Raw genomic sequence first — 18,273 nt, 5'->3', positions numbered from 1 at the left:
CCCGCGTTCAAGCCTGGGTTGTCATCACCGATTGCTACGCCGCGCCACCCCGGCCACGCTGACCGGGGTGAGAGGGCGTCCGACAACCGCTTCGGCCTGGGATATAACGCTGTGTACGCCCGGGATCGACAGGGTTTCACCGAGTTCAAGCGCTGCGATCAGCACGAAGCCGCCCAGTAGCAAACCGCCTGTTTTTATCAAAAGGTTCATTTGCCAGGTCCTCGCACAAAGTTCTTTGGCAACGTATCGCCGGGGAGGTCTTTCAAGTCGATTTTCTGCGCATTCGTCGAGTTGTTAAAGGTGAAATCGTCGGCGGCGACCTCATCACCAGTCTTCCAGTTACTAAACTGAATGCTGTATTGCGGCCCGCCCGCGACCTGTTTTGAGGTGATGACATAGCGGCAAGGGTAAGGACGCTCGCCTTGGGCGATCCAGATCTGCCAATCCACGGCTTTGCTTCTGAAGGCCAGGTGATCGCATTCGACGCCTCCAATGACGCCACTGCCCAAGTCCTTTATGTTGGTCACGCCGTTCATCAACGACTCTTGAGGGTTGGACACGAACAGGTCGGCGCCAGGCACCGGTCGGTCGTATTTTTCCCTTAGTTCATCAATCAAATGATCAAGTGTGCCGGGCACAGCCACTTGCGTGTACGTGTTGGTGTTTTTGCCGAACAAGGTCAGGGTGGTGCCGTCGAACAGCACTTCCATGTCGACAAAGCCACCCGCGCGCATGTTGCGTATCTTGTCGGGGCGGCTGATGACTGTCGTGCCGGAAGCGGCCAGCGCAAGGTTCTGTTTTTCTTTGGTGATGACTTCAAAGTTTGTGTCGTAGTTGAACGATATGTTTTTTTGCGCGGTCAGGTAGTCGGACATGCTCTTGAGTAAATTTTTTGCGTACGCCTCATCGGCATGGGCGGCGTTCGGAATGCTCAATCCCACTATTAATGCCAATCCGGCGCCAGCGAAGCGGATTGTCGAAGAGTCGATTAACTGTCGGGCGATCTTGTCCATGGAAGTTCACCGCTGTGAGAATACCGGATTGCCCGGTGTGGACTTACAACGTTAGTCCCATCACACACGCAATGAATGACCACTCATCCGAGCTGATTTTTTAGCGCATAGGTCCGAGTCATTTAAGGCAATTCACCAAGTGACTGACAGCCTCTGCTTCAACAGCCCCATCGGCGCCACCTTCGGCAAAAACCGCGCAACTCGCGGAGTCGTCGCCTTTCGTGCAGCGGTAGACCGCGATCACGCTGCCCGGCCCGCCGCCGGTGTGCCCGCTCAAGACCAGCCCGCCCTCGACCGCGCCTTGCATCAGGCCCAGGGCATAGCCAGGCGCAACCCAGGGTCGCCCGGCCATCGGCCCGCCGAGCACGCGGGCCGTTTGCATCTCCCGCAGTAACGATGACGGCAAGGTCTGGCCGGCCAGTAGACGATCCAGACAAAGCGCGGCTTCATTCAGCGGGCCGACCAACAGGCCGTGATACACCCAGCCCGGGTCATACGCTTGCGCAGCGCCCATGGTCACGCCCTTCAGATCGGTTCGCGTCGTGGCCAGGCGCACACGTGACAAACCGAGGGGTGAAAAAACCAGTCGGGTCAGCGCCTCTTCCAGCGCCAGACCGGTCAGGCGCTCGATGAACCTGGCCACGTACAGGTAACCCACGTTCGAATACCGCCAGCCGTCGCCGGGTGCGTAGCGCAATCGGGTCGCCTCCAGGCGTCGCAACATGTCATCAGCGGGCCACGGCGTTTCGTTGCGCGCCACGGCGGTGTGGTACTCCGCCAGCTCGCCATAATCCGCCAAGCCGGCTTCATGCCGCAGCACTTGGCGCAGGGTGAACGGTCCTTCCGGCAGAGTATCGTCCAGATCGACCAGGCCATCACGCACCAGCGACAGGGCGGCGGCGCAGAGCACGGTCTTGGTAAAACTCCACCAGGGAACCGTCACATCAGGCTGTGCAGGCGTGAGCGGTGAACCGTTTGAGACAAGGGCAAATGGCATGGGTGATGGCTGCTTTGGATGAAGGTGCCGTGGAAGTGTGCCAGAAACGCTCAATTGTGTTTTATCGGTGGCTTGGCTAATCTCGCATAAACCCGCAATATCAGGCAAAAACATGCACGATCAGCACGCCGCAGCCGAGCTACCGTCGGTGCGCCGGCAAAAAATCCTCCTGCTCCTTGAGCGCGACGGCAAGGTCATGGCCTCCGAGCTGAGTCAGCATTTCGCCGTTTCCGAAGACACCATTCGCCGCGACCTGTCAGAACTCGCGACTGCAGGGTTGGTGCAACGGGTGCATGGCGGCGCGTTGCCGCGACCTAAAGACACGGGCAAGGATTTCTTCACCCGGGTCGGTGAAACCGATGAGGTAAAAACGCAGCTGGCCCAACTTGCCGCGCGCTGGGTGCAGGATGGCCAGATTGTGATGTTCGATTCAGGCAGCACAACGCTGCAGATCGCGCGGTCGCTGCCCTCGGACATTGCCATCACGGCCATTACTGCGTCGCCAATGATCGCTATTGCCTTGGCCGAATACACAGGCATCAAAGTGATCCTTGCCGGTGGGCAACTCAATCGCGCGACGATGTCGGCCAGCGGGCATGAAACCCTTCGGCTGATCGAGGGCATCAAGGCTGATCTGCTGTTCACCGGTATCTGTGTGATTCACCCGGAAGTCGGCATCAGCTCGCTGCATTTCGATGAGGTGCCAGTAAAACTGGCGATGATCGACAGCGCGTCGCACGTGGTGGCCGTGACCACGGCGGACAAACTGGGCGCGGTGGAGCCGTTCGTTGTCGCACCGTGCAATCGCATCCACACGCTGATCACCGAGCAACAGCTGGCGTCGGGCAACGTTGAGGATTATCAGCGGTTGGGTATTGAGGTGGTTCAGGTAGACGCCTGAGCTCAACCATGTCCCAGCGCAATCGCAAACGACACAACGATGAAGCAGGCAAAGGCAAAATTCAGGTTCATGAAGATGTCGTCCGACGTATTCGAGATGTCGCCATCTTGAATACGTCGGAGGAAAATAAAAAATTCGGCTTCGTGATGTGAATGATCGAAGGAATTGATACCTGCTGCCTGCGCTTACAGCACGCCCCCTAAACCAGATACTTGCGAAACCACGCGATCGTACGGTCCCACGCCAGTTTGGCAGCGGCCTCATCGTAGCGAGGCGTCGAGTCGTTATGGAAACCATGATTGCAACCTGGATAAATATAGGCCTCATAGGTTTTGCCGGCTGCTTTCAACGCGGATTCGTACGCTGGCCATCCATCATTGATGCCCTTGTCCAGCTCGCCGTAATGCAGCAGCAATGGCGCCTGGATTCTGGCCACATCTTCAGCTTTTGGCTGGCGGCCATAAAAAGGCACGGCCGCCGCCAGTTCCGGATAGGCCACGGCCGCCGCGTTGGAGACACCCCCGCCATAGCAGAAGCCGGTGATGCCGACTTTTCCTGTGGTCGCGTCGTTTTTCGATAGCCACTCGATGGCGGCGAAAAAATCATTCATGAGCTTTTCCGGATCGACCTTCGCCTGTAGCTCGCGGCCCTTATCATCGTTGCCTGGGTAGCCGCCGACCGAACTCAGACCGTCGGGGGCGAGCGCAATGAACCCGGCTTTGGCGACGCGTCGGGCGACGTCTTCGATGTAAGGATTAAGCCCGCGGTTTTCATGCACCACCACCACAGCCGGCACTTTGCCGGTAGCTTTGGCCGGGCGCACCAGATAGCCGCGCACATTGCCGTGGCCCTTGGGTGAGGGGTAGGTGATGTACTCGGCGATGATGTCCGGGTCGGTGAATTCCACTTGTTCGGCGAGCGCATAGTTGGGGCTCAGGGACGCGAGCAGTGCGCTGGCAGTCAAACCGCCCAGGGCGAACAACGCTGCGCGATCAAGAAACTCTCGGCGGTTGATCTTGCCATGGACGTAGTAATCGTAGAGTTCGAGCAGTTCGGGGGCGAAATCTTTGGCGGTGAGACGTTCCATCGGGGCGCTTCCCGTTTGATCAGGATTTAATCCAGTAAAGCAGCGTTTGGCGCACAACCCGGACAGTTCGTCCGGGTTGTGGCAAACAGGGGGACGTGCGGACTAATGCCCACCCACCACCATGTGACTGAACGGCGCCACATACGCCTGCAACGTCACCAACCCACCGACCAGAATCGCCAGCACAATCGAGTGGAAGAACACATACCGCAGAATTTCCCCTTCATGCCCGTACCAGCGCGTCGCCGTGGACGCCACCACAATCGACTGCGCGTCGACCATTTTGCCCATGACCCCGCCAGAACTGTTCGCCGCCGCCATCAGCACCGGGCTGATCCCCAGTTGTTCGGCGGTCACCCGTTGCAAGCCGCCGAACAGCACGTTGGAGGCCGTGTCGGAGCCGGTCAACGCCACGCCGAGCCAGCCAAGGAGGGTGCCGAACATGGGGTAGAAAATACCGGTCGCGGCGAAGGCCAGGCCCATGGTGGCGTCCAGTCCCGAGTAGCGCGTGAGGTAACCCAAGGCCAGCATCGCCACAATGGTGATCAGCGAGTAGCGCACCACCCACAGCGTTCGCAGGTATTGGTGTACCAGTTGCGGAATCGAGTAGCCCATCAGCAGCCCGCCGAGGATGGCTGACAGCAAGATGCCGCTGCCAGTGGCGGTGAACCAGGTGAACTTGTAGATCGCGTCCTCGGTTTTAGGCGCAGGCACCACCGGCGGTACTTTTTCAACCTGCTGGTGCAGGGTGGTAAAGGTCACGATCGGGGCGAAGATCGGGTTCGCTTCGCGCATCGGTTTGCCTTGCGGGTCGAGCTTGGCCGAGCTGGTTGCCGGATCGATCGCCGGGCGGGTATCGAACAAGTTTTTGAAGCTCTGTGTGCCCCAGGCGAAGACAAAGACCGTGAGGATGATCCACGGCATCCACGCGCGCATTACCGCCGGTTTGGCTTCATTGGAAAAGGTCGCGCTCGCCGTCGGTGCCTGCTCATGTTCGGCGTCGATCTTCGAGGTGTCGACGCGCCCGGTCAAGGCGGCCGAGGTGTGCACCGTGGCGGGTTTCCAGACCCTGAGGAAACCCGTCAGGCAGGCCATGGAAATCAGCGCGGCGATCACGTCCACGAGCATCGGGCCGTGGTAGTTGGACACCAGGAATTGCGGTACCGCGAAACTGACCCCGGCCACGAGGATTGCTGGCCAGATCTCCAGCATCTTGCGCCAGCCGGCGAAGGCCCAGATCAACCAAAACGGCACGAGTACCGAGAAAAATGGCAGCTGGCGACCGACCATCATCGACAGCTCCATTTCATCCAGCCCGGTCACTTTGGCCAGGGTAATGATCGGTGTACCCAGTGCGCCAAACGCAACCGGCGCGGTATTGGCGATCAAGGCCAGGCCGGAGGCAGCCAAAGGCGAGAAGCCGAGCCCGATCAGGATCGCACCGGTCACCGCCACCGGCGTACCGAAGCCGGCCGCGCCTTCAAAAAACGCGCCGAAACAGAAGGCGATGAGCAACAATTGCAAACGTCGGTCGTCGGTGATGCGCGCCAGGGAATCCTGCAGCACTTTGAACGAGCCGTTCTCGGTGGTCAGTCGGTGCAGGAAGATGATGTTGAGCACGATCCAGCCAATCGGCAGCAAGCCGTTGGCAGCGCCGAATAACGCCGCCGAGCCGGCCATGTTCGCCGGCATGCCGAAAGCCAGGATCGCGATCAGCAAGGCAGACGCCAGTGCGAGCAACGCCGCCATGTGCGCCTTGATGTGGAAAAACGCCAGGGAGGCCAGCATCACCACTACCGGCACGGCTGCCATGAGGGTTGAAATGACCGGATTACCGAAGGGATCGTAGACTTGTTGCCAAACCATGTTCCACCTCTGCTTTTTATTGTCGGTAGTGCAGGCCCCGGGCGGGGTTGGTGGAAAGGAGTATAGGTGGCATTACGCCGCTGACTCGGGGAGGTTCGTCATCATTGAAAGGTGCCTTGGTCAGCGAGATCCCGGGCGAACTTCTACTACGCTGAGAGAGGATAACTGACCCGCCCCCATGCACCACGAGAGGGAGACAGCGATGACTGAACGCCATGAGGAACACAAGGAGACGCTTTCCAACGGATGCTCGATCAAGGTCACAGCCGAAATACTGAAAGACGGCTCCCTGGAAATGCTGATCGGTGTGTACCGGCCGGACGGCTCGGTGATTGAAGAGGACCACCATCCGTCCCCGCATCGGCTGGACTTCGAGGCAGCGATGGCGTGGGCCATCGAAAAAGCCAAAACCGTCGGCAACAGTCAGCAAACGCTGTGAGAGCGGCTTATCACCGCTCTGATCATTGTCCTAACTGCGTACCGAACATGGCCGTCCAGTAAATCCCCGCATCGCTCTTCGGGTCCACCGCGTAAGCGGCGCCGAGCTCACGGAACTGTGGATTCATCAGGTTGGCGCAATGACCTGGGCTGGCCAGCCAGCCGTTAACCACCTTGTGCACGGTGTCTTGCCCGGCGGCAATGTTCTCGCCGATCTGCTGAAAGTTGTAACCCGCCAGTTCCGCGCGGTCACCGGGCATGTGGCCGTCGCGGTCCTTGTGATCAAAGTAATTGCCGTTGGCCATTGCCCGGGAGTGGGTTTCGGCGGCTGACGCCAATAAGGCGTTCCACGCCAGCGGTGTGGTCGCGGCAAACGCCTGGCCGCCGCACTGACGGGGTTGGGTGCGCGCGGCGTTGAGCTCGACCAACAGCTTCTGGCCTTCGGCGGCGGCATCGCCCTGGCGCGCGGGTAACAGGGGACGGGCGAGCACAATACGCCAATCGCTGCCTTGGCGGCTGACACCGATGTCGATGAATTTAGGGTCCAGCACGACCTGGCAGAAGCTTTCCTGCACCGCCATCATCGCCGCTTGCGCATCACGCGGGCCGGTCAAGGTAATCGCTTGCACATTGAACATTGGATACGACGCACGCACCATGGCCTGCTGCAAATCGACCGGTCCGCTGGCCGGCAATACCAGACGCGGATCGCTGTTCAGCGGTGGCAACTCCGGCGAGACCTGACCGGCGCAACGCTGCGCCAGGCTGCGAAAGGCGTTGATCGAGTCGGTCAGCTGCGTTTCTTCGGACGCCATGGCCGTAGTGGCAAGCACCAAACCCAGCGACAACCCTGCTAAGCGCATAGCGGATGATAAGACGTGCATGAAAACCCCCTTGGACGGACTGAGCCCATGATGCGCGAACTCCCCCCGTACAAGGCAATGGCTTTTTGCAGTTTGTGACTCAGTAGCTGACATGATTTGGCTACTAAACTGAACCGACGCCTCCCAGAGTGTTTGCGCCATGCCCGTCAAATGGATCGCCGCGTACCTCGCCGTTTCACTGCTCACCGGTCAGGCTATTGCGGACGATCAACAACAAAAGCAGGACGTGGCGGAAGACAAGGCGCAGGTGCTTGAACAGAAGGCGGCCGAGAAGGGCAGCAACGTCTCAGTGCCCAAGTCCCAGGCCATCACCCCGTCCGAAGTCCAGGCTGTCGACCCGGCCGGCAAGTCTCCATTGGACGATGCGATTACTTGCATGGCCCGCTCCATTTACTGGGAAGCCAAAGGCGAGAACATGGCTGATATGGAAGCGGTGGCCAACGTGGTGATGAACCGTCTCGGCCACGAAGGTTTTCCTGACACCGTGTGCGGGGTGGTCAAGCAAGGCTCCGAAACCAAAAGCTGCCAGTTTTCCTGGTGGTGCGACGGGCGCCCGGACACGGTCCAGGAAGAAACCCAATATGAGTTGGCCAAGGAAATCGCGCGCAAGGCACTGAACAAGCAGCTGCCGGATCGCACCGGTGGCGCGATGTACTTCCATGACAAGACGGTGAAGCCTGTCTGGGCCAAGAAGTACATCAAAACGGCGAGTATCGGCTTGTTTGTGTTCTACAAGCCGCACGATGGGTCGGCGAAGTAGGTCGCCCAACTCTCAGCTGTAAAACCCTTACACCTCACGACCATGCGCCGCAGCGGCCAGTTGCCCGGTATCGACCCGAACAAACACCGAGTCTCCCACTGCCGTGAGCACGCCGTCGGCGTACACCTCGCAGATGACCCGGCTTTTGCGCCCGACATCGCCCTCGACCTTGGCGTGCAAGGTCAGCGCAACGCCCATCGGCGTCGGCTTGATGAACTTGATGCCCAGGTTGCCGGTGACGCAGTCGATGCGCGGCAGTGATCCCGGCTCGCGGTTTTCTGCCCGGTAGTGGTAAGCCATGGCGGTCCAGTTCGAGTGGCAATCCACCAACATCGCAATCAATCCGCCGTACACCAGATCCGGCCAGCCGCAGTATTTGGCGTCGGGCAGATGCTCGGCGACGACGTGGATGCCATCGGCATGCCAGTGGCTTTTGACGTGTAGCCCGTGAGGGTTGCGGCTGCCGCAGCCGTAACACACGCCCTCCGGGGCTGCGCTGTCCTGCATGGAAATGTCGAGCATGGTTGTCCCTTGTGGTGCTTTGAAGTCCGCTGAGATTAAAACGCCGGAACGAGGGGAAGTCCATTGCGCCATTCGGGGAGTGCCGCAATCCCTGTGGGAGTGAGCCTGCTCGCGATGGTGGTGGCACATGACAGTCCGCCATCGCGAGCAGGCTCGCTCCCACAGGTTTTGCGCCTTGCCTTAAAGATCGCCATTAGTCCAGCCGGGTACTTTTTTTCATTACCGGTGCAGTCCACAGCAGAGTAAAGTCCTGCTCGAATGGCTTGAAACTTGTCATGCCACGTTTACGGACAACTGCCGTGCTCAACATCGGACTCATCGTTTACCCCGGCTTCCAGGTTCTCGGCCTCGCCATGTGCGCTACCTTCGAGTTGGCCAACAACAGCGCCGACGAGCCGGTGTACAGCCTTTCGCTGCTGTCCGAGCAGGGTGGCATGGTGCAGACTTCCGCCGGTTTCGGTGTGGAAACCCGCGCATTCGATCAGCGCGCGTTCGATACGCTGCTGGTGATGGGCGACAACCTGGTCCGGCCAACGTCGCCGGGCATGGTTGCGTTTTTGCGCCGTGCCAGCGCGTCCACGCGGCGTCTGGGTTCGATCTGTACCGGGGCGATTGCACTGGCCGAAGCGGGTTTGCTGGATGGTCGGCGGGCGACCACTCATTGGTGTCATGCGCCGGCCTTGCAGCGAGCGTTTCCAAAGGTGCTGGTCGAAGAGGACCGCATCTTCATCAACGACGGCAATCTCTGGACCGCCGCCGGCATGAGCGCGTGTGTCGACCTGGCCCTGGCGCTGGTGGAAAAGGACCTCGGTGCCGACGTGGCGCGCACGGTGGCCCGGCAATTGGTGGTGTACCACCGCCGCGCGGGTGGTCAGTCGCAGTTTTCGGTGATGTTGGAACTCGAACCGAAGACCGACCGCATCCAGGCGGCGTTGACCTACGCCAAACAGCATCTGAAGTCCGCGTTGTCGGTGGAGGAGTTGGCCCGCGCCGCCCATCTGAGTCCCCGGCAATTCAGTCGGGTGTTCCACGCCGAAACCGGTCAATCGCCGGCCAAAGCCATCGAAAACCTGAGGGTGGAAGCCGCGCGACTGATGATGGAAACCGGTCGACATGCTATCGATGTGGTGGCGACCGAAACCGGTTTTGGCGACCGGGAGCGCATGCGTCGGGCCTTTATCCGTGCGTTCGGGCAACCGCCGCAGGTGATTCAGCGGGCTAATCGAGTGTGATGTCCGGTATGTCCTGAAAGGTGGTGTATTCGACATTTAAGACAAAATATGATTGTCGTAATCTTGATCTCGTTGAAGCCCAATCCCTCAGTGAGATCACCGCCATGACCATCGTCAAAGCCGCTGCCGTCCAAATTGCACCCGTGCTCTACAGCCGTGAGGGCACGGTAGAAAAGGTCGTTAACAAGATTCGCGAACTCGGCGAGAAGGGTGTGCAGTTCGCCGTTTTCCCGGAAACCGTCGTACCGTATTACCCGTATTTCTCCTTTGTGCAGGCGCCTTTCAAAATGGGTTCCGAGCACTACAAGTTGCTGGATCAGGCCGTGGTGGTGCCTTCGGCGACCACCGATGAAATCGGCAAAGCCGCCAAGGAAGCCAACATGGTGGTGTCCATCGGTGTCAATGAGCGCGATGGCAGCACGCTGTACAACACGCAACTGCTGTTTGATGCCGACGGCACGCTGATTCAGGCGCGTCGCAAGATCTCGCCGACCTATCACGAACGCATGATCTGGGGCATGGGCGATGGCTCCGGCCTGCGCGCCACCGACAGCGCGGTAGGGCGCATCGGTCAACTGGCTTGCTGGGAACATTACAACCCGCTGGCGCGGTATGCCTTGATCGAAGACGGTGAACAGATTCACGCCTCGATGTACCCCGGCTCGTTTGCCGGCGAACGGTTCACCCGTCAAATGGAAGTCAGCATCCGCATGCATGCGCTGGAATCGGCGTGCTTCGTGGTCAACTCGACCGCCTGGTTGTACCCGGAACAGCAAGCCCAAATCATGGCCGATACCGGTTGCGAGATCGGTCCGATTTCCGGCGGTTGCTACACCGCGATCATCGACCCACAAGGTGAAGTGGTCGGTGCGCTGACCGAAGGCGAAGGCGAAGTGATTGCTGACATCGACTTGTTCGAGATCGAGATCCGCAAACGCCAAATGGACGGCCGTGGTCACTACAGCCGTCCGGAGATTCTGAGTTTGAACATCGACCGCACGCCCCATCGCCATGTTCATGAGCGCAATGCTCAGCCGAAGTTGGCCGTCACTGCGCAAGCGGAAGAGGTCTGATCAAATAAACGAAATGGCGTGCCGGGGCTCCGAAAGTGAGAAGCCCCGGTCAGTTAAGAAATTTCTGCGGTAACGCAATTCTTGTAGCAGCTGGCGAAGCCTGCGTTCGACTGCGCAGCAGTCGTGAAATCAGACGATGCGGTGTTTCAGGAAAGCCGCAAACTCAGGTCTCACGACTGCTTCGCAGCCGAACGCAGGCTTCGCCAGCTGCTACAGGTTGCGTTGGCACTTCATTTTGCTGTCCGGTATTTGAAAGCGCCGTTACCTCCGCTAGACTCCAGCCCCATGAAACGCTATCTGCGGTTTTGCCTGATTTTCCTGATCAGCCTCGCGCTTCCCTTGAGTGGGATGGCGGGCGTTTCAGCACCCGCAGAACCTTGCCCGATGAAAACCATGGGCATGGCGATGATGGGTGACATGGATCAGGACTGCTGCCAGGACATGAGCACCGCGCCCGACCATGGCAAACCTTGCAAGCCCGGTCAGGAATGCAAAACCGGTGGCATGCTGCAAGTCTCGATCATCAAACCTCCTGTCAACCTGTTCAGCCCTGTGGTAGCCACGTTCTTCGCGGACGTGATGCCTGTCCAGACCCCGTCCGGGGTATGGCGCCCCCCTCGCGCCTGATTCCTGTTCCACGTTGAGCCCCATTCCGCCCATGCGGGATGGCGTTGCTGTGCGCCGTAAAACGCGCGCAGCGGATCATGACAGGAATTTCAGACATGAAACCCACGTGCTTTTGCACGGGGTGGCCGCTCGCGGCTGCCCTGGCCGCAAGCGTATTGGCGTTGCCGTGCGTTGCTGCCCCACTGACCCTCGATGAAGCCTTGCGATTGGCCGATGACAACGCGCCGTCGCTCACCGCTCAAGCAGAAAAACTCCAGGCGGCCCGCAGTGCCGCGATTCCCGCCGGGGAATTACCTGACCCCAAGCTGTTGCTGGGGGTGCAAAACTTTCCGGTGGGCGGCCCTGATCGCGGCACGCTGGATCACGACTTCATGACCATGCAGATGGTCGGCGTAATGCAGGAAATGCCCAATGGCGACAAGCGCCGGGCGCGTACTGACGTCGCCGACGCGGCCGTAGACGTGGCCGCTGCGCAAGCTCAAGTCGAGCGCCTGGCGGTGCGTCAGGCCACTGCGCTGGCCTGGATCGACAGCTATGCCGTCGAGCTGAAACACGTGTTGTTCCAGGAGTTTTATCGCGAGAACCGTTTGCTGGCCGACACCGTGCGCGCGCAGATCGCCAGTGGTCGCGCGCAACCCGCCGATGCGGTGACGCCCAAGCAGGAAGCGGCGCAACTGGAAGAGCAGCAAGACCAGTTGACGCTCCAGCGAGCCCAGGCACGCGCCGCCCTCAAACGCTGGATCGGTCCCGCTGCCAATGAGCAACCCATCGGCAACTGGCCGCAATGGCCCATCGATACCACCCGTTACGCCCACAAACTTGAGCATCACCCGGAACTGGTGGCCTTCGCGCCCATGACCCGGCAAGCGCAGGCCAAAGTCCGCGAAGCCGAAGCCGACAAACAATCCGACTGGAGCTGGGAGCTCGATTACCAGAAGCGTGGGCGTGAGTTCGGCGACATGGTCAGCGTGCAATTCACCTTCGACCTGCCACTGTTTCCCGCGTCGCGGCAAAACCCGAAGATCGCCGCCAAACGCGCTGAGCTCAATCAACTCGAAGCCGAGCGCGAGGCGTTGGTTCGTGAGCACACCCAGCAACTGGAAGACCAATTGGCCGACTACCAGCGACTGGAGCGTGCAGTGCGGCGCACGCAGGAAAGTGTATTGCCGTTGGCCAAAGAAAAGGCCGAGTTGACCCTCGCCAGTTATCGGGCGGGCAAAAGCGATGTGTCGGCGGTTGTTGCCACCCGGCGTGAGCTGATCGAGGCCCGTCTGAAGCAGATCGACATCAACGAACAGAAAGCACTGACCAGCGCGCGGCTGTATTTCGCCTACGGGGAGAATGGCCAATGAGCCGTTTAAAAAGCGTGGCAGGGGTTGCGTGCGCCATGGCGCTGGGTGGCGTCGGCGGCTATTGGCTTGCCCATCAACCGGCAACGATCAATCAAGGCGCGATGGCAGGAGGAGAACCCAAAGCCTTGTACTGGTACGACCCGATGTACCCGCAGCAGAAGTTCGACAAACCCGGCAAGTCGCCCTTTATGGAAATGGAACTGGTGCCGCGTTACGCCGACGCCGAAGCCAACACGGCCTCTATCCAGATCGATCCGAGCGTGGCGCAGAATCTCGGTATGCGGTTGGCCAAGGTCCGCCGTGGCGCTCAGGCCTCGAGCCTCGAGGCAGCAGGTGTGCTGGCTTATAACGAACGGGACGTGGCGGTGATTCAGGCGCGCACAGCGGGTTTCGTCGAGCGGGTATACGCCCGTGCACCGGGCGATGTGCTTAAGGCGGGGGCGCCATTGGCGGACATTCTGGTGCCGGAATGGGCTGGCGCTCAGGAGGAGTTTCTGGTGCTCAAGCGCCTGGGCGACCCCGGCCTGTTGGCCGCTGCCCGACAGCGATTGCGCCTGACCGGGATGCCGGCCACTTTGATCGCCCAGGTCGAACGCAGTGCCAAAGTGCAGTTGAGTCAGACGATCACCACGCCGATTGCCGGTGCGTTGCAGGAACTGAACGTACGCGTCGGCATGACCCTGGCCGCTGGAGAAACGCTGGCCCGGGTCAATGGCCTGAACAGTGTCTGGTTGACAGTAGCGGTGCCGGAGGCGGTTGCGGGGGCAATCCAGACAGGTCAAACCGTGGAAGCCAGCCTTGTGGGTTCTGCGCTGACGGTTCTTCACGGGACGGTCAGCGCGATTCTGCCGCAAACCAATGCGGACAGCCGCACCGTCAGCGTGCGGGTGGAACTGCCCAACCCTGACGGCCGCTTGCGCCCTGGGCTGACAGCACAGGTGCGCTTGCACAGCACCACCGAAACAGTCTTGCAGGTGCCGAGCGAAGCCTTGATCCGCACGGGGCGACGCGTGTTGGTGATGGTGGCCGAAGAGGGCGGGCGCTACCGTCCGGTCGAGGTGCAGGCCGGGCCGGAAAGCGACGGTCAAACGGTGGTACTCAATGGCCTGAAGGAAGGGCAGCAGGTGGTCACGTCGGGGCAGTTCCTGCTCGACTCCGAAGCCAGCCTCAAAGGCATTGAGGCCCAGCCGCTGGAAAAAACCGGAGACCAGCCATGATTGCCGCACTGATCCGCTGGTCCGTGGCCAACCGCTTTCTGGTGCTGCTGGCAACGCTGTTTGTCACGGCTTGGGGCGTGTGGTCGGTACAAAGCACACCCATCGATGCGCTGCCGGACTTGTCCGATGTCCAGGTGATCATTCGCACACCTTACGCAGGCCAGGCACCGCAGATTGTCGAGAACCAAGTGACCTATCCACTGGCAACCACCCTGTTGTCGGTGCCCGGGGCGAAGACCGTTCGCGGCTACTCCTTTTTCGGTGACAGCTTTGTGTACGTGTTGTTCGAGGATGGCATTGATCAGTACTGGGCACGTTCACGGGTGTTGGAGTACCTGAGCCAGGTCCAGAGCCGTCTGCCTGCCAGCGCCAAACCGGCGTTGGGACCGGACGCCACCGGGGTGGGCTGGATCTTCCAATATGCATTGGTTGATCGCAGCGGCGGCCACGATCTGGCGCAACTGCGCGCGCTGCAAGACTGGTTCCTCAAGTTCGAACTCAAGACCTTGCCCAACGTCGCCGAAGTGGCCACCGTCGGCGGCATGGTCAAGCAGTATCAGGTCCAGCTCGACCCTTTGAAAATGGCCAATCTGGGGATTACCCAGGCACAAATTACCGAGTCCATTGGCAAGGCCAATCAGGAAACCGGTGGCGGGGTGCTGGAGTTGGCGGAAACCGAGTTTGTCGTACGGGCTTCGGGTTATCTGAAGACGCTTGATGACTTTCGGGCGATTCCTCTCAAGCTCGGCGTGGGAAGCGTGCCTGTCACCCTTGGCGATGTAGCAACGATTCAGCTGGGACCGGAAATGCGCCGGGGCCTGGCTGAACTCGACGGCGAAGGCGAGACCGTCGGCGGCGTGGTGATCCTGCGCAGCGGCAAGAACGCCAAGGAAACCATCGCAGCGGTCAAGGCCAGGCTTGAAGAGCTCAAAAGCAGCTTGCCGGCCGGTGTGGAGATCGTCACCACGTACGACCGCAGCAAGTTGATCGATCGCGCTGTGGAAAACCTCAGCCACAAGTTGATCGAAGAGTTCATCGTGGTGGCGTTGGTGTGCGGGATTTTTCTCTGGCACCTGCGTTCAGCATTGGTGGCGATCATCTCGTTGCCGGTGGGGGTGTTGATCGCTTTCATCGTGATGCGCCATCAAGGGATCAACGCCAACATTATGTCCCTGGGCGGGATCGCCATCGCCATTGGCGCCATGGTCGATGCTGCCGTGGTGATGATCGAAAACGCCCACAAAAAGATCGAGGCCTGGCACACGACTCATCCAGGGGAAGCACTCAAGGGCGAGCGGCACTGGCAGGTCATGATCGATGCAGCGGTGGAAGTGGGGCCGGCGTTGTTCTTTTGCTTGCTGATCATCACCCTGTCGTTCATTCCGGTGTTCACTCTTGAAGCGCAGGAGGGGCGATTGTTCGGCCCGTTGGCGTTCACCAAAACCTACGCCATGGCGGCTGCGGCGGGGCTGTCGGTAACCTTGGTGCCGGTGTTGATGGGCTACTGGATTCGCGGTCGGATCCTCAATGAACAACAAAACCCGCTGAACCGTTGGCTGATCAGGCTCTACCAACCGGCACTGGATGCCGTTCTGCGTCGTCCGAAAATCACCCTGCTGGTCGCGTTCCTGGTCTTTGCCAGCGCGTTGTGGCCGATGTCGCGTCTGGGGGGCGAGTTCCTTCCGCCACTGGACGAAGGCGATCTGCTTTATATGCCATCGGCGCTACCCGGCCTGTCGACGCAGAAAGCTGCGCAACTGCTGCAACAGACGGATCGCCTGATCAAAACCGTACCGGAAGTCGAACACGTTTTCGGCAAGGCCGGGCGTGCAGAAACCGCCACCGATCCGGCACCGCTGGAGATGTTCGAAACCACGATCCAGTTCAAGCCCCATGACCAGTGGCGACCGGGCATGACCCAGGAAAAACTCGTGGAAGAACTGGACCGCGTGGTCCGTGTGCCGGGGTTGACCAACCTCTGGATTCCACCGATTCGCAACCGCATCGACATGCTGGCCACCGGCATCAAAAGCCCGATCGGGGTGAAGGTGGCCGGCAGCGATCTGGCGCAGATCGATGCGGTGACACAAAGCGTCGAAAGGGCGGCCAAAAATGTTGCGGGCGTCAGTTCCGCGCTGGCCGAGCGCTTGACCGGTGGGCGTTACATCGACGTGGATATCGACCGCAAGGCGGCTGCTCGCTATGGGCTCAATATCGCCGATGTGCAGTCGATCGTGGCTGGCGCCATCGGCGGTGAAAACGTCGGAGAAACCATCGAAGATCGCGCGCGCTTCCCGATCAATGTGCGTTATCCGCGAGAGTGGCGTGACTCCCTTGGTGCGTTGGAGCAACTTCCGATCTACACGCCACTGGGCAGTCAGATCACCCTCGGCACGGTGGCCAAGGTCAAGGTCACGGACGGGCCACCGATGCTCAAGAGCGAAAACGCGCGTCCGTCGGGCTGGGTGTACATCGACGTGCGTGGGCGGGACATCGCTTCGGTGGTCGCCGATCTGCGCCGGGTCGTCAGCGAGCAGGTCACGTTGCACCCCGGCATGAGCCTGAGTTACTCCGGGCAGTTCGAGTTTCTGGAGCGGGCCAACGCGAGGCTCAAATTGGTGGTGCCGGCCACGCTGCTGATCATCTTTGTGCTGCTTTATCTGACGTTCGCGCGTTTCGACGAGGCCTTGCTGATTATGACCACGCTGCCGTTTGCCCTTGCGGGTGGTGCGTGGTTCCTCTATTGGCTGGGGTTCAATCTGTCGGTGGCCACGGGCGTCGGCTTCATTGCGCTGGCCGGGGTGTCCGCCGAGTTTGGGGTGATCATGCTGCTGTACCTGAAAAATGCCTGGGCCGAGCGCGAAGACGCGGGCGACCGCACGGAACTCGGATTGGTCGCCGCCATTCGTGAAGGCGCAGTGCAGCGTGTTCGACCCAAGGCCATGACCGTGGCCGTGATCATTGCCGGCCTGTTGCCGATTCTGTTGGGCGGCGGCACTGGCAGCGAGGTCATGAGCCGCATCGCAGCGCCCATGGTCGGCGGCATGATCACCGCGCCGTTGCTGTCGCTGTTTGTCATTCCGGCGGCGTATCGCTTGATGCGTCGCCGTCAGCTCCTGTCACAAACCACTCACTCTCAAGGAAACGCCCAATGAAACTGACTCTGATCGCAGCGACAAGCACCGTGATTGCCCTTTCTTTTTCGGCTCAGGCAGAGGATATGTCGGGCATGAAGATGGACGACAAGGCCATGGACGGTAAGCCAATGAAGGAGCAAGCAGCGCAAGCTCCGGTTGCCAAGGCGGCAGGTACCGTGAAGGCCATCGACAGTGCGAAACACACGGTAACCATCGCCCACAGTGCCGTGCCGGCGGTGAAATGGCCGCCGATGACCATGGGGTTCAAGGCTACAGAGGCGCAACTGGCTGCGGTGAAGGTGGGAGATCAGGTGAACTTCGAGTTTCAGTTGCAAGGGGCGACGGCGACCCTCGTATCGATTGATGTAGCGAAGTAGCGTCTGGCGAGCCCGGCGGTGCGAAGGTCATTCGCACCGCCGGCCCGTTTGAATTAGAGCTCCTGGCCCAGGAAAATCAACGTATTACCATGTGCCTCAGCCGCTGCGCGCTGGTTGTAGCTGTCGCGGTGCGAGCAGTTGAAACCATGTTCTGCCTCTGGGTACACGACAATTTCCACATTGTCGTTAGTGTCGAAACGTTCGGCGATATTCTCTACGGCTTCCAGCGAAATGTGGCTGTCCTGCTCACCGAAGTGCATCAGCAGTGGCACCTGGATGTCATCGGCGCGGTCGAGGTGATTCTGGATGCCGCCACCGTAGTAGGCGACCGCCACATCCACCAGCCCGTTGGTAGCGGTGAGGTAAGACAGCAAGCCGCCAAAGCAATAACCGATGGAAGCGATGCCACCATCCAGCCCCGGCTGTGCATCGAGCACGTCGATGGCCAGTTTGATGTCGGCCTGCGCCTTGGTGATGTCGGTGGCGTTCATCAACTCGACGGCGCGTTTCCAGCCGGCTTCGTCGTAGGTCAGTTCGATGCGGTGGCCGCTACGCCAGAACAGGTCTGGCACGATCACCAGATACCCGTCAGCGGCGTATTGCTCGGCGACCGAGCGGATGTGCTCGTTGACACCGAAGATCTCTTGGATCAAGACGATCCCCGGGCCTCGTTGGGTATGCGGAATGGCCAGGTAAGCGCCGAATGTACCTTCGTCGCCGTCGATCTCGATCCATTGGGTGGTCACGCTCATGGTGGCTCCTGTCTACGCAAGTGAGGTGAAGAGTCAAG

At 60.2% G+C, this 18,273-nt stretch carries 19 protein-coding genes; 11 read left to right on the top strand and 8 right to left on the bottom strand.

Annotated features, from left to right (window positions below; all coding sequences use genetic code 11):
• Positions 1-24: 24 nt before the first annotated feature.
• The 3 genes from KGB06_RS12245 to KGB06_RS12235 form a co-directional block, all read right to left on the bottom strand.
• The gene (locus tag KGB06_RS12245) at positions 25-210 is read right to left on the bottom strand and encodes a hypothetical protein (protein WP_223515993.1); all 186 of its coding nucleotides are present in this window, start codon (positions 208-210) and stop codon (positions 25-27) included.
• Positions 207-1,013: a DUF2092 domain-containing protein gene (locus KGB06_RS12240; RefSeq protein WP_223515990.1), complete on the bottom strand. Its 807-nt coding sequence runs from the start codon at positions 1,011-1,013 to the stop codon at positions 207-209. The genes KGB06_RS12245 and KGB06_RS12240 overlap by 4 nt, the downstream gene beginning before the upstream one ends.
• Positions 1,014-1,131: 118 nt before the next feature.
• Positions 1,132-2,010 carry a serine hydrolase domain-containing protein gene (locus KGB06_RS12235; RefSeq protein ID WP_223515987.1) on the bottom strand — a complete coding sequence of 293 codons (879 nt, stop codon included), beginning with the start codon at positions 2,008-2,010 and terminating at the stop codon, positions 1,132-1,134.
• Between the two features lie 112 nt (positions 2,011-2,122).
• Between KGB06_RS12235 and KGB06_RS12230 the strand changes: the two genes are divergently transcribed.
• Both KGB06_RS12230 and KGB06_RS12225 read left to right on the top strand, forming a co-directional pair.
• Positions 2,123-2,911 carry a DeoR/GlpR family DNA-binding transcription regulator gene (locus KGB06_RS12230; RefSeq protein ID WP_223515984.1) on the top strand — a complete coding sequence of 263 codons (789 nt, stop codon included), beginning with the start codon at positions 2,123-2,125 and terminating at the stop codon, positions 2,909-2,911.
• A gap of 8 nt (positions 2,912-2,919) precedes the next feature.
• Entirely contained in the window at positions 2,920-3,063 is a 144-nt protein-coding gene (locus KGB06_RS12225) for a hypothetical protein (RefSeq protein WP_223515981.1), read from the top strand.
• Between the two features lie 47 nt (positions 3,064-3,110).
• Here KGB06_RS12225 and yghX read toward each other — a convergent pair whose 3' ends face one another.
• Positions 3,111-3,998, bottom strand: a complete 888-nt coding sequence (gene yghX, locus KGB06_RS12220; protein WP_223515979.1) for a YghX family hydrolase — start codon at positions 3,996-3,998, stop codon at positions 3,111-3,113.
• A gap of 102 nt (positions 3,999-4,100) precedes the next feature.
• Positions 4,101-5,864 carry an L-lactate permease gene (locus KGB06_RS12215; protein ID WP_223515976.1) on the bottom strand — a complete coding sequence of 588 codons (1,764 nt, stop codon included), beginning with the start codon at positions 5,862-5,864 and terminating at the stop codon, positions 4,101-4,103.
• A 202-nt stretch (positions 5,865-6,066) separates the two neighbouring features.
• On the opposite strand from KGB06_RS12215, the gene KGB06_RS12210 reads away from it, so the two are divergent.
• Complete coding sequence (locus KGB06_RS12210; RefSeq protein ID WP_223515973.1) at positions 6,067-6,303, top strand: phage GP46 family protein; 237 nt, start codon at positions 6,067-6,069, stop codon at positions 6,301-6,303.
• A gap of 22 nt (positions 6,304-6,325) precedes the next feature.
• On the opposite strand, the gene KGB06_RS12205 is transcribed toward KGB06_RS12210, so the two are convergent.
• Positions 6,326-7,186, bottom strand: a complete 861-nt coding sequence (locus tag KGB06_RS12205; protein WP_223515970.1) for a CAP domain-containing protein — start codon at positions 7,184-7,186, stop codon at positions 6,326-6,328.
• A 139-nt stretch (positions 7,187-7,325) separates the two neighbouring features.
• Between KGB06_RS12205 and KGB06_RS12200 the strand changes: the two genes are divergently transcribed.
• Positions 7,326-7,946: a cell wall hydrolase gene (locus KGB06_RS12200; protein ID WP_223515966.1), complete on the top strand. Its 621-nt coding sequence runs from the start codon at positions 7,326-7,328 to the stop codon at positions 7,944-7,946.
• Positions 7,947-7,973: 27 nt separating this feature from the next.
• Here KGB06_RS12200 and KGB06_RS12195 read toward each other — a convergent pair whose 3' ends face one another.
• Positions 7,974-8,468, bottom strand: coding sequence for a PaaI family thioesterase (locus KGB06_RS12195; RefSeq protein WP_223515963.1), 495 nt, complete (start codon positions 8,466-8,468; stop codon positions 7,974-7,976).
• Between the two features lie 275 nt (positions 8,469-8,743).
• Between KGB06_RS12195 and KGB06_RS12190 the strand changes: the two genes are divergently transcribed.
• The 7 genes from KGB06_RS12190 (at position 8,744) to KGB06_RS12160 (ending at position 17,483) form a co-directional block, all read left to right on the top strand.
• On the top strand, positions 8,744-9,700 hold the full coding sequence (locus KGB06_RS12190) for a GlxA family transcriptional regulator (RefSeq protein ID WP_263288252.1): 957 nt from the start codon (positions 8,744-8,746) through the stop codon (positions 9,698-9,700).
• A gap of 104 nt (positions 9,701-9,804) precedes the next feature.
• The gene (locus KGB06_RS12185) at positions 9,805-10,773 is read left to right on the top strand and encodes a nitrilase-related carbon-nitrogen hydrolase (protein ID WP_223515961.1); all 969 of its coding nucleotides are present in this window, start codon (positions 9,805-9,807) and stop codon (positions 10,771-10,773) included.
• A 285-nt stretch (positions 10,774-11,058) separates the two neighbouring features.
• A complete protein-coding gene (locus KGB06_RS12180) occupies positions 11,059-11,400 on the top strand; it encodes a hypothetical protein (RefSeq protein ID WP_223515958.1) in 342 nt (113 codons plus the stop codon).
• A 95-nt stretch (positions 11,401-11,495) separates the two neighbouring features.
• A complete protein-coding gene (locus tag KGB06_RS12175; RefSeq protein WP_223515956.1) occupies positions 11,496-12,752 on the top strand; it encodes a TolC family protein in 1,257 nt (418 codons plus the stop codon).
• Positions 12,749-13,969 carry an efflux RND transporter periplasmic adaptor subunit gene (locus KGB06_RS12170; RefSeq protein WP_223515953.1) on the top strand — a complete coding sequence of 407 codons (1,221 nt, stop codon included), beginning with the start codon at positions 12,749-12,751 and terminating at the stop codon, positions 13,967-13,969. Before KGB06_RS12175 ends, KGB06_RS12170 begins: the two co-directional genes overlap by 4 nt.
• Positions 13,966-17,124, top strand: a complete 3,159-nt coding sequence (locus KGB06_RS12165) for an efflux RND transporter permease subunit (protein WP_223515950.1) — start codon at positions 13,966-13,968, stop codon at positions 17,122-17,124. The genes KGB06_RS12170 and KGB06_RS12165 overlap by 4 nt, the downstream gene beginning before the upstream one ends.
• Complete coding sequence (locus KGB06_RS12160; RefSeq protein WP_223515947.1) at positions 17,121-17,483, top strand: copper-binding protein; 363 nt, start codon at positions 17,121-17,123, stop codon at positions 17,481-17,483. The genes KGB06_RS12165 and KGB06_RS12160 overlap by 4 nt, the downstream gene beginning before the upstream one ends.
• Positions 17,484-17,536: 53 nt before the next feature.
• Here KGB06_RS12160 and KGB06_RS12155 read toward each other — a convergent pair whose 3' ends face one another.
• Entirely contained in the window at positions 17,537-18,235 is a 699-nt protein-coding gene (locus KGB06_RS12155) for a dienelactone hydrolase family protein (RefSeq protein ID WP_223515944.1), read from the bottom strand.
• Positions 18,236-18,273 lie beyond the last annotated feature (38 nt).

It is taken from the genome of Pseudomonas sp. GL-B-19 (assembly GCF_019956415.1).
Taxonomy (GTDB): Bacteria; Pseudomonadota; Gammaproteobacteria; order Pseudomonadales; family Pseudomonadaceae; genus Aquipseudomonas.
Note: the sequence above shows the minus strand (reverse complement) of the source record. Positions and strands in the feature narration are given on the sequence as shown.

What these genes read in the sequence shown, in the direction of transcription:
- KGB06_RS12245 (WP_223515993.1), bottom strand. Translation starts at nt 210, where the DNA reads ATGAACCTTTTGATAAAAACAGGCGGTTTGCTACTGGGCGGCTTCGTG.
- KGB06_RS12240 (WP_223515990.1), bottom strand. Translation starts at nt 1,013, where the DNA reads ATGGACAAGATCGCCCGACAGTTAATCGACTCTTCGACAATCCGCTTC.
- KGB06_RS12235 (WP_223515987.1), bottom strand. Translation starts at nt 2,010, where the DNA reads ATGCCATTTGCCCTTGTCTCAAACGGTTCACCGCTCACGCCTGCACAG.
- KGB06_RS12230 (WP_223515984.1), top strand. Translation starts at nt 2,123, where the DNA reads ATGCACGATCAGCACGCCGCAGCCGAGCTACCGTCGGTGCGCCGGCAA.
- KGB06_RS12225 (WP_223515981.1), top strand. Translation starts at nt 2,920, where the DNA reads ATGTCCCAGCGCAATCGCAAACGACACAACGATGAAGCAGGCAAAGGC.
- yghX (WP_223515979.1), bottom strand. Translation starts at nt 3,998, where the DNA reads ATGGAACGTCTCACCGCCAAAGATTTCGCCCCCGAACTGCTCGAACTC.
- KGB06_RS12215 (WP_223515976.1), bottom strand. Translation starts at nt 5,864, where the DNA reads ATGGTTTGGCAACAAGTCTACGATCCCTTCGGTAATCCGGTCATTTCA.
- KGB06_RS12210 (WP_223515973.1), top strand. Translation starts at nt 6,067, where the DNA reads ATGACTGAACGCCATGAGGAACACAAGGAGACGCTTTCCAACGGATGC.
- KGB06_RS12205 (WP_223515970.1), bottom strand. Translation starts at nt 7,186, where the DNA reads ATGCACGTCTTATCATCCGCTATGCGCTTAGCAGGGTTGTCGCTGGGT.
- KGB06_RS12200 (WP_223515966.1), top strand. Translation starts at nt 7,326, where the DNA reads ATGCCCGTCAAATGGATCGCCGCGTACCTCGCCGTTTCACTGCTCACC.
- KGB06_RS12195 (WP_223515963.1), bottom strand. Translation starts at nt 8,468, where the DNA reads ATGCTCGACATTTCCATGCAGGACAGCGCAGCCCCGGAGGGCGTGTGT.
- KGB06_RS12190 (WP_263288252.1), top strand. Translation starts at nt 8,744, where the DNA reads ATGCCACGTTTACGGACAACTGCCGTGCTCAACATCGGACTCATCGTT.
- KGB06_RS12185 (WP_223515961.1), top strand. Translation starts at nt 9,805, where the DNA reads ATGACCATCGTCAAAGCCGCTGCCGTCCAAATTGCACCCGTGCTCTAC.
- KGB06_RS12180 (WP_223515958.1), top strand. Translation starts at nt 11,059, where the DNA reads ATGAAACGCTATCTGCGGTTTTGCCTGATTTTCCTGATCAGCCTCGCG.
- KGB06_RS12175 (WP_223515956.1), top strand. Translation starts at nt 11,496, where the DNA reads ATGAAACCCACGTGCTTTTGCACGGGGTGGCCGCTCGCGGCTGCCCTG.
- KGB06_RS12170 (WP_223515953.1), top strand. Translation starts at nt 12,749, where the DNA reads ATGAGCCGTTTAAAAAGCGTGGCAGGGGTTGCGTGCGCCATGGCGCTG.
- KGB06_RS12165 (WP_223515950.1), top strand. Translation starts at nt 13,966, where the DNA reads ATGATTGCCGCACTGATCCGCTGGTCCGTGGCCAACCGCTTTCTGGTG.
- KGB06_RS12160 (WP_223515947.1), top strand. Translation starts at nt 17,121, where the DNA reads ATGAAACTGACTCTGATCGCAGCGACAAGCACCGTGATTGCCCTTTCT.
- KGB06_RS12155 (WP_223515944.1), bottom strand. Translation starts at nt 18,235, where the DNA reads ATGAGCGTGACCACCCAATGGATCGAGATCGACGGCGACGAAGGTACA.